This window comes from Pseudomonas fluorescens, from assembly GCF_902497785.1.
Taxonomy (GTDB): Bacteria; Pseudomonadota; Gammaproteobacteria; order Pseudomonadales; family Pseudomonadaceae; genus Aquipseudomonas; species Aquipseudomonas fluorescens_BO.
In genome coordinates this window covers 147978-157255 of sequence record NZ_CABVHK010000018.1, presented here as the reverse complement: position 1 = coordinate 157255, position 9278 = coordinate 147978, and the positions used below count along the sequence as shown (strand labels likewise).

The window sequence follows — 9278 nt, the reverse complement described above, 5'->3', positions numbered from 1 at the left end:
TGCAACTTCAACCACTTGCGCTTCCGATCTCTCGTTAGCGGGAGGCGAATTCTACAGCGTTACTCGCTGCTGTCAACACCTCTTTTTCTCCGCTTTCGACCGAGAAGATCGAATCGTCAATAAGGCGAAAACACACTGCCTGATCAACTCCTTCTGGGCTTCGATGATCTGAAGCAACTCGCTGTCGAAAACCGCGTAACTCTTTGTTTACCAAGGAGTTTTCCGTTTCGACTGCGCCGGAAGTGGGGCGAATTATAGACTTCCAGAATCTGCCGTCAACCCCTAATTTACCTTCTCCATCAGATTGTTCGAAATCACTGCTTATATATAGACGCGCCCGCCACGAATGCGCAGTATATTGCCCAACACGCGAAACCATACTCTCGTTTCCTGCCTCGGACGATGCCCCACCATGAATGATCAACCCCGCAGCCTAGCCTCGACCCTGTTCTCGGTCGCACTGCTATTAATAGCCATGGCGTCGATCCAGTCTGGCGCCTCTCTGGCCAAAAGCATGTTCCCGCTTATCGGCGCACAGGGGACGACGACCCTGCGACTGATCTTCGCCAGCCTGATCATGCTGGTGTTACTGCGCCCATGGCGCGCGAAACTCACGGCCAAATCCCTGCGCACTGTCATCGTTTATGGAATGGCGCTGGGAGGCATGAACTTCCTCTTCTATATGTCATTGCGCACAGTGCCCCTCGGTATCGCCGTAGCGCTGGAGTTCACCGGTCCGTTGGCGGTTGCCATCTATGCGTCCCGTCGAGCGATCGATTTTTTGTGGATCGCCCTGGCCGCCGTTGGCTTGCTGCTGCTAATCCCTACAGGAGCCACCACCGCAGGCATCGATCTGACAGGCGCTGGCTATGCCCTCGGCGCAGGTGCGTGCTGGGCCTTGTACATTCTGTTCGGCCAGAAAGCCGGTGCAGACAATGGAGTGCAGACTGCCGCGCTCGGGGTGATGATCGCTGCACTGTTCGTTGCGCCCATCGGCATTGTGCATGCCGGCGCCGCGCTGCTGACACCCTCGCTGATTCCTGTGGCCATCGGCGTCGCCATATTGTCCACTGCCCTGCCCTACACGCTGGAAATGGTGGCCCTCACCCGCATGCCTACCCGCACCTTCGGCACACTGATGAGTATTGAACCTGCAATCGGCGCTCTTTCAGGTCTGCTTTTCTTGCAGGAGTACCTCTCACTGTCGCAGTGGATGGCGATCATGTGCATCATTTTGGCTTCAGTCGGTGCGACAATGACGATGGGCAGCGCCGCCAAACCAGCCGTCGCAGCAGATTGACAGGGGATGTGACGAAGCTCTGGCATTTAGCGCGCATTTAGGCCATGTTTAGGCCCGCAACCGACATCGGACATGGATTTTTCAGGACAGGGATTTCAGAAACGCTTCAAGTGAAAGCGAATGCAGCCAGACCCGGGCGCAAAGATCCGGGGACGCTTTAAGGACAGTAATGAAACGAATTTTGATACTGATCGCCGTACTCGCAATTGCGGGCTGCGCGGCGACCTCGGAAACTCATACCAAACGTGGCAAGAAGGGATTGCATATCAACTGTTCCGGCCTGTCTTCTTCCTGGGACAAGTGCTACACCAACGCCGCCAATTCGTGCGCGCCCAAGGGATACAAGGTCATCGCCAAGTCGGGTGATGGCGTGGAGGAACCGGGCGACTATCCATTCGGACTCAATCCTGCCGGCTATACCAGTCGCAGCATGATCGTCATCTGCAAATAGGCTGACCGGATTTATCAGGCCCGCGGGCCTGCGATCTGACGGCCAATCTCGTCGTAGCTGGACTTCAATACTGTGCGCTGAATTTCCGGAGTGGCCAGCATTCGCGCCACCACCAGCGCACCGATGCATTGCGACAGAATCGCCCAGGCCAGGCTGTCGCTCTGCAGGATCTGCGCCCAACTCTCCTGTAGTCGACAAATCCAGTGCTCCGCCTGCTGACGCACCAACACGTCTGACCGGGCAATTTCGGCACCCAATGCCGGCAACGCACAACCGGACTCCGGGTGCTCGACATGGGACATGCTCAGGTAATGCTTCAGGCAGCGCTCGAGTTTGTCACGGTCCTTGTCTGCCCCAAGTCGCTCCAGACTTTGGCCCAGCTCCCGCTCGACGATTGAAGCAAACAGCTCATCCTTTGATGAGAAATGACTGTAGAACGCGCCGCCACTCAAGCCGATTGCCTTCATCAGGCCGTCGACACCGACCGTGGCGAAACCCGATTTTTTCGCAGAAACCGCGCTGCTATCCAGCAACTTCTCTTTGGTTTCCAGTTTGTGACTGGCCGAGTAACGCATTGTCTTGCCCTCAGGATTGATCGTCTTGACGCCTGACGGATCGTAGCATAACGTTCGTTTAGTTAACGATCGTTTAGCAAAGAGGACCACGCATGAATAATAAGAAGGTCGTACTGGTTGTCGGCGCAGGGGATGCTACCGGCGGCGCTATTGCCAAACGTTTTGCGCAAGAAGGTTTCGTCGCGTGTGTGACGCGGCGCAGCGCGGACAAACTGCAACCCTTGGTCGACACCATCATCGCCGAAGGGGGTGAAGCCCATGGTTTCGCCTGCGATGCGCGCAAGGAAGACGACGTGATTGCACTGGTCGAGCAGATTGAAAGCGAGATCGGTCCCATCGAAGCCTTTGTGTTCAATATCGGCGCGAACGTGCCGTGCAGCATTCTCGAAGAAACCGCCCGCAAGTATTTCAAGATTTGGGAAATGGCCTGTTTCTCAGGCTTTCTCAATGCCCGTGAAGTCGCCAAGCGTATGGCCAAGCGTCAACGCGGCACCCTCTTGTTTACTGGCGCTACCGCCGGCGTGCGAGGTGCCGCTGGTTTTGCAGCTTTCGCCGGGGCCAAGCACGGCATTCGCGCGCTGGCGCAGAGCATGGCCCGCGAACTGGGGCCGATGAACATTCACGTTGCGCATATCGTCGTCGACGGAGCCATCGATACCGATTTCATTCGCGAAGGCTTTCCAGAGAAATACGCCACCAAGGATCAGGACGGCATCCTCAACCCCGAGCATATCGCCGAAAACTATTGGTATCTGCACAGCCAGCCCCGCGACGCCTGGACCTTCGAGCTGGATCTGCGTCCCTGGAGCGAACGCTGGTAAGCCCTCCCCCAACAACAATAAACAGAGCGCATCGACATGAGCAAAACCGTGGAGTTTTACTTCGACCTCGGCAGCCCCGCTACTTACCTGGCGTATACCCAACTGCCGAAGATCTGCGAGCAGACTGACAGCCAGCTGATTTACGTTCCGATCCTGCTGGGCGGCGTGTTCAAAGCGACCGGCAACGCGTCCCCTGCGACCATTCCGGCCAAAGGGCTGTACATGTTCCAGGACCTTGACCGTTTCGCCAAACGTTATGGCGTGCCGCTGAAATTCAATCCGCAGTTTCCCATCAATACATTGATGCTGATGCGCGCGGTTACCGGTATACAGTTGCGCCATCCCGCACGCTTCCAGGCTTTCATCGACTGCCTGTTTCACGCTCTTTGGGTTGAGGCTCTCAGCCTCAATGACCCCGAGACCGTGGCCTCCGTCCTGGCGCAGAACGGCTTCGATCCCCATGCAGTTCTTGCCCTGACCGCCGACGAAGAAGTCAAAGCGGCGCTCAAAGACAATACCGAGAAGGCTGTGAAACGGGGCGTGTTCGGCGCCCCTAACATGTTCGTCGATAACCAGTTGTTCTTCGGTCAGGATCGCCTGGACTTCGTCCTTGAAGCCCTGCGTTAACCGCTGATAACCAGCCGATCAGATAGCCGCGGTGCGGGTGTTCAACCACTCCAGCGCCGCACCATCGAGCAACGGGCTCAAGCGTTCGCGCACTTCGGCGTGATAGCTGTTGAACCACTGTTTTTCATCCAGCGTCAGTAGCGATGGCTCAAGGCAACGCGTGTCGATCGGGCACAGGGTCAGGGTTTCAAACTTCAGGAACTCACCGAACTCGCTCTTTCCTGCTTCACGGTTCAACACCAGGTTCTCGATCCGCACACCCCATCGGCCCGGGCGGTAAGTACCGGGTTCGATGGAGGTGATCATGCCCGGCTGCATCGCGGTTTGCGGTGCAGCGGCGGCTTGATAGGCGATCACTTGCGGCCCTTCGTGAACGTTAAGGAAATAGCCGACGCCATGACCGGTGCCGTGACCGTAATCGACGCTTTCGGCCCAGATCGGCGCCCGGGCAATGGCGTCCAGAAACGGCGACAAAATGCCTCGGGGAAATTGCGCACGGGACAACGCAATCACGCCTTTCAACACACGGGTGCAATCGCGTTTCTGCTCAGCCGTCGGCGTACCGACCGGCACCATCCGCGTGATGTCGGTGGTGCCGCCCAGGTATTGGCCGCCAGAGTCGATCAGCAACAGGCCGTCGCCCTCGATCACCGCGTGTTCTTCTTCCGTGGCGTGGTAATGCGGCATCGCCCCGTTGGCGTTGAACGCGGCAATGGTGTTGAAGCTCAACGACACGTAATCCGGACGACTCATGCGTGCGGCCGTCAGATGCTCGTCGATGGTCAGTTCGGTGATGCGCTCACGACCCCAGGCCGATTCCAGCCAGGCGAAAAACTCGCACAGCGCCGCGCCGTCCTGCTCCATGGCTTTACGGATGTGTTCAGCATCCGCCAGGCTTTTCTGCGATTTGGCCAGTGTCGTCGGATTCAGGCCTTCGACCAGTCTTACCCCGCTGTCCAGGTTGTCCAGCAGGCCCGCCGTGACGCGCGCCGGATCGACTTGCAGGCTCGCGCCACTCGGCACCGCGCACAACGCCTCGGTCACTTCGCTGTAGTCGCGCAGGGTCACGCCGTCCTGCTCGAGGATCGTGCGCAGCTCGGTACTGACTTTGCTCAAGGCGACGAACAAGGTGGCCTGCTCTTGGCTGATCAACGCGAAGGACACAAATACCGGGTTGAACGACACATCACCACCGCGCAGGTTGAACAGCCAGGCGATGTCGTCGAGGGTCGCGATGAAATGCCAGTCGGCGCCGCGCTCTTTCAGTACTTCACGCAGTTTGGCGAGTTTTTCGCCACGGCTGACGGTCGCTTGTGGCGGCAAATGCTGATAAATCGGCTCGTTCGGCAGCGTTGGACGATCGCTCCAGACTTCGCTCAACAGATCGATGTCGGTGCGCAGACGGGAGCCACGTTCTTCAAGTTTGCCACCCAGCGTGCGCGCCGAGGCCACCGCCATGACCGCACCGTCTACCGCGACCACGCCGCCTTCAGGGGTTTGTTCAGCCAGCCAGTCCAGCGGCCCCGGCTGACCCGGTTGCAGCTTGACCAGCTCGATGCCGCTGCCGTTGAGTTCCTTGGTCGCTTGCTCCCAATAGCGGCTGTCCGCCCAGACACCGGCAAAATCCGGCGTCACGATCAGCGTGCCGACCGAGCCATGAAAGCCCGACAGCCACTGCCGCCCCTGCCAATAACCGGGCAAGTATTCCGACAAGTGCGGATCGGCCGACGGCACCAGCAGAGCATGGATGCCCTCCCGACTCATCAGCTCGCGGGTATGTGCCAGGCGCTCTGGCACCGATCCATTGATCAAAGGCTGCGTACTCATCGTGTCTCCTGCTAATCACTTCATCATTATTGTCGAGCGCCGATCAACGCCGGCACTTAAGGCTTATTGCCAGAATGCCGGAGCACTGGCGCAGGCCGCTTGAATCAGATGCACCGCCTGGTCGATATCTTGCTCGGTCGTGAAACGCCCCAGGCTCAAACGAATGGTGCGACTCGCCGAGCGGGCGTCATGCCCCAGGGCCAACAGGACATGGGAGGGAGCATTACTCGCGGAGTTGCACGCCGAGGTCGCGGAAAACGCGATCGAGGTGCTCAACGCCGCGGCGTTGAACGCGCCTTCGTTGAAGGTCAGGCTCAGGGTATGGGGAATGCGCCGGGTCGGGCTGCCGTTGAGGCGCACGCCCGGAATGCTCAGCAGCGGCTCGAGCAAGCGTTCGCGCAGACGCGCGATGGTGGCTTTCTCTTCCTCGAACAGTTGCGCGGCCAGCGCGAAGGCCGTGCCCATGCCGGCAATCTGATGCGTCGCCAACGTGCCGGAACGCAACCCTCCTTCATGGCCACCGCCGTGAATCTGCGCCTGCAAGCGCTGCTGCGCGCGAGCACCGACATACAAAGCGCCGATGCCTTTGGGGCCATAGATTTTGTGCGCGGAGAACGACATCAGGTCGACCGGCAAACGCGTCAGATCGATCGCCACTTTGCCCGCGCCCTGAGCGGCATCGACATGAAACAGCGCGTCGCGAGCGAGCACCACCTCGCCGATGGCCTCAATGTCATTGACCGTGCCCAGCTCGTTGTTGACCAGCATCAGCGACACCAGGAAGGTGTCCTCGCGCATCGCCTCGCTGACGGCTTGCGCTGTGATCAATCCATCGGCGTCCGGCACCAGATACGTCACGGCAACACCGGCGTCCTGCAATTGTTTTGCAGTGTCGAGAATCGCCTTGTGTTCGATCTGGCTGGTGATGACATGGCCGCCGGACATCCCGCGGGCCTGGGCGACACCCTTGAGGGCAAGGTTGTTCGATTCGGTGGCGCCGGAAGTCCAGACGATCTGGTCTGATTGCGCTCCGACCAGTTCGGCCACCTGTTGGCGCGCCTGCTCGACCGTTTGCCGGGCCTGCTGGCCGAACGCATGGGAGCTGGACGCCGGGTTGCCGAAGTTTCCGGTGAAACCCAGACACTCGACCATGACATTGATGACTCGCTCATCCACCGGCGTAGTGGCGGCGTAGTCGAAATACAGCGGACGTTTATTCATAAAAGACTCGCAGAGCTTGTTCCGGGACCCGGTGCTGGAAACCATGCAACCAGCAATACCTGATCGGATGCGTAAAAGAAGTACGACTTCATTTAAAAGTGCGTAGGAACGCTCCTGAAGTCGAGCTTAACAGGCATCGGGCAACCGGTTGAAGCAATGCGTCAGCTAAAGCTTTCAAGCAACAACGGATACAGCGAAACCACCAGCAGCGCGGCCATGCCCCAGTTGAACAAGCGCAACCAGCGCCGGTCTTTGAGCACGTTGCGCAATAGCGTGCCGCACGCCGCCCAGACCCCGACGCTCGGCAGGTTGATCACGGCGAAAACCGCTGCGATCACGATGACGTTGGTGAAATAGCCCTGCATCGGCGTGTAGGTGCTGATGGCACCGATGGCCATGATCCAGGCCTTGGGGTTGACCCATTGAAACGCCGCGGCGCCCAGGTAGCTAATCGGTTTGCTCTTGCCGTTATCACTGTCGGACACCGGGCCGGAATGGGCGATTTTCCACGCCAGGTACAGCAAATACGCCGCGCCGACGTAGCGCAGCACGGTGTACAGCAAGGGATAAGTTTGAAACACCGCGCCCAGACCGAAACCCACTGCCACCACGAGCACGAAGAAGCCGCAAGTAATGCCCAGCATATGGGGGATGGTGCGGTTGAAGCCGAAGTTCACACCCGAAGCCAGCAACATGGTGTTGTTCGGGCCGGGGGTGATCGAGGTCACGAGGGCAAACAGGGCGAAGCCAAGCAGCAGATCGAGCGAGAGCGTCATCGGTGGCAGTCCATCAGGGTCAGTCAGGTATTGACCCTATCGCACACCTTGGGGGAAGCCCACGGACAGTTGCGCGAAAATTCGAGCAGTACAGTCGATCAGCTTGGACGCCCGTGAAGCTGAACAGCACGTTCGGCGTTCATTTCGCCTTGTTTGTCGAAGCTGAACGATTTTTGCGGCTGACCGAGCAATGCAGCTTTTTTCGCGTGGTACTCGTCGAAGGACAAACCGCGACGATTCAGCGATTCCAGCGCCAGTTGCCGGGTTTCGTCGGCGGTGTACGGCCGCAGTTCCGGGGACACGTGGCTGGCACATCCGGCAAGTACGGAGACTGCGGTCAGCAACAAAACGGCGAATGTGGTTTTCATGATGTGGCGTCCTGGCAACTGGGTTCGGGGCAATGAACACAGGCTACTCGCGCCGCTGGACGGGCAGAAATCAACGCTCTCGATAGTGGGTATTGAGAGTGAAATACCTGCTCCTGCAAAATTGAATTTATTCCAATTGGATCTATAAATATTAACCACTGGCCTTCTGATTAATAACAAACAGCCTTTATAACAACCCCATCCCCTTAACCAACCGGCTTACGGCTGCTGCGCAGCCGAGCGGGAGCAAGCTCCCTCGCCACAAACGACCGTCCCCAGGATCTGCGTCGATTTCCAAAAGGAATACCCGGGTGACAGCCAATCCGCTGAGCCCGCGGCGCGACCGTCCCGGCGACATCCTGCCGCTGACCCGGCACTTCGTCGAAACCTACAGCCAGCGCCTCGGCTACGGCACCATCACCATCAGCAAAGAAGCCGAACTGAAACTGCGCGGTTACAGTTGGCCGGGCAACATTTGCGAACTGGAAAATGTCATTCACCATACCTTGCTGATCTGCCGCAACGGTGTGATCGAGCGTGACGATTTGCGTCTGTCGAACATGCGCATCGAGCGTCAGAACGACTACCGCGGTAATGTCGACGATTCACCGGAAGCCTTGCTCGATCAGGCGTTTCAAAAACTCTTCGAGCAACAGGCCGGCGCGCTGCATGAGAAGGTTGAAGACGCCCTGTTGCGAGCGGCCTATCGCTTCAGCCATTACAACCAGGTGCACACCGCGGCGTTGCTTGGTCTGAGCCGCAACGTGACCCGCACGCGCCTGATCAGGATAGGCGAACTGGCAGTGAACAAACGCCGCCCCACCTTGAATGTGCAAGGCGAGCGCTTGATGCAGCTGTCGATTTAGGCGCTGACCTTCAAAGCACGAGATTGCACTGCAGCGCATCATCGTGGCTGCGTTCCAGACTGTGCAGCACCTGGAACGAGCCGAAGGTCACGGTTTTCGCCTGATGCGCGCGAATCAATTGCCAGAAATCCTGTTCGCCGCTCTCAAAGCTCTGAAACGCGGCTTCCCCTGCCTCGCGAGATTGCCATTGCAAGTAATTGAGCACCCGCCGGCCGTCGTCGCTGGCCTGGATACTGGCGCTCAGAAAACCGCTGTAGCCCTGGGCCAGACGTTCGGTTTGGGTGGATAACGCCAACACCAGCGCATCTTGCTGATGGGGTTCGATCTCGAATTCGATCAACTGGGTGAAGCTGCGATTGTTGTCTGACGCGTGCATGAAGAATCCCCACTGACGTGTAAGCCAGATCTTGCGATCCGAAGGCCTGCAGGGTAAAACCTCTAGTTAA

At 58.5% G+C, this 9278-nt stretch carries 10 protein-coding genes and 1 pseudogene; 5 read left to right on the top strand and 6 right to left on the bottom strand.

The window, feature by feature from the left end:
- Positions 1-412 precede the first annotated feature (412 nt).
- Entirely contained in the window at positions 413-1300 is an 888-nt protein-coding gene (gene rhtA, locus F8N62_RS24935) for a threonine/homoserine exporter RhtA (RefSeq protein ID WP_150713163.1), read from the top strand.
- 169 nt (positions 1301-1469) lie between these two features.
- Positions 1470-1751, top strand: a complete 282-nt coding sequence (locus F8N62_RS24930; protein WP_150713162.1) for a hypothetical protein — start codon at positions 1470-1472, stop codon at positions 1749-1751.
- A gap of 14 nt (positions 1752-1765) precedes the next feature.
- Here the strand turns inward: F8N62_RS24930 and F8N62_RS24925 are convergent, their stop codons facing one another.
- Positions 1766-2326, bottom strand: coding sequence for a TetR/AcrR family transcriptional regulator (locus F8N62_RS24925; protein ID WP_150713161.1), 561 nt, complete (start codon positions 2324-2326; stop codon positions 1766-1768).
- Between the two features lie 92 nt (positions 2327-2418).
- Here F8N62_RS24925 and F8N62_RS24920 point away from each other — a divergent pair, with 92 nt between their 5' ends.
- Positions 2419-3147, top strand: a complete 729-nt coding sequence (locus F8N62_RS24920; protein ID WP_150713160.1) for an SDR family oxidoreductase — start codon at positions 2419-2421, stop codon at positions 3145-3147.
- Between the two features lie 36 nt (positions 3148-3183).
- Positions 3184-3774: a 2-hydroxychromene-2-carboxylate isomerase gene (locus tag F8N62_RS24915; protein ID WP_150713159.1), complete on the top strand. Its 591-nt coding sequence runs from the start codon at positions 3184-3186 to the stop codon at positions 3772-3774.
- Between the two features lie 18 nt (positions 3775-3792).
- Here F8N62_RS24915 and F8N62_RS24910 read toward each other — a convergent pair whose 3' ends face one another.
- The 4 genes from F8N62_RS24910 to F8N62_RS24895 form a co-directional block, all read right to left on the bottom strand.
- A complete protein-coding gene (locus tag F8N62_RS24910) occupies positions 3793-5601 on the bottom strand; it encodes an aminopeptidase P family protein (RefSeq protein ID WP_150713158.1) in 1809 nt (602 codons plus the stop codon).
- A 63-nt stretch (positions 5602-5664) separates the two neighbouring features.
- Positions 5665-6822, bottom strand: coding sequence for a cysteine desulfurase family protein (locus tag F8N62_RS24905; RefSeq protein WP_150713157.1), 1158 nt, complete (start codon positions 6820-6822; stop codon positions 5665-5667).
- 161 nt (positions 6823-6983) lie between these two features.
- The gene (locus F8N62_RS24900; protein ID WP_150713156.1) at positions 6984-7598 is read right to left on the bottom strand and encodes a LysE family translocator; all 615 of its coding nucleotides are present in this window, start codon (positions 7596-7598) and stop codon (positions 6984-6986) included.
- A 98-nt stretch (positions 7599-7696) separates the two neighbouring features.
- Complete coding sequence (locus F8N62_RS24895; RefSeq protein WP_150713155.1) at positions 7697-7966, bottom strand: hypothetical protein; 270 nt, start codon at positions 7964-7966, stop codon at positions 7697-7699.
- A gap of 311 nt (positions 7967-8277) precedes the next feature.
- Here F8N62_RS24895 and F8N62_RS24890 point away from each other — a divergent pair.
- Positions 8278-8832: pseudogene (locus tag F8N62_RS24890) on the top strand (sigma-54-dependent Fis family transcriptional regulator); the annotation flags it as partial.
- A 10-nt stretch (positions 8833-8842) separates the two neighbouring features.
- On the opposite strand, the gene F8N62_RS24885 reads toward F8N62_RS24890, so the two are convergent.
- Positions 8843-9208: an antibiotic biosynthesis monooxygenase gene (locus F8N62_RS24885; protein ID WP_150713154.1), complete on the bottom strand. Its 366-nt coding sequence runs from the start codon at positions 9206-9208 to the stop codon at positions 8843-8845.
- Positions 9209-9278: the final 70 nt, after the last annotated feature.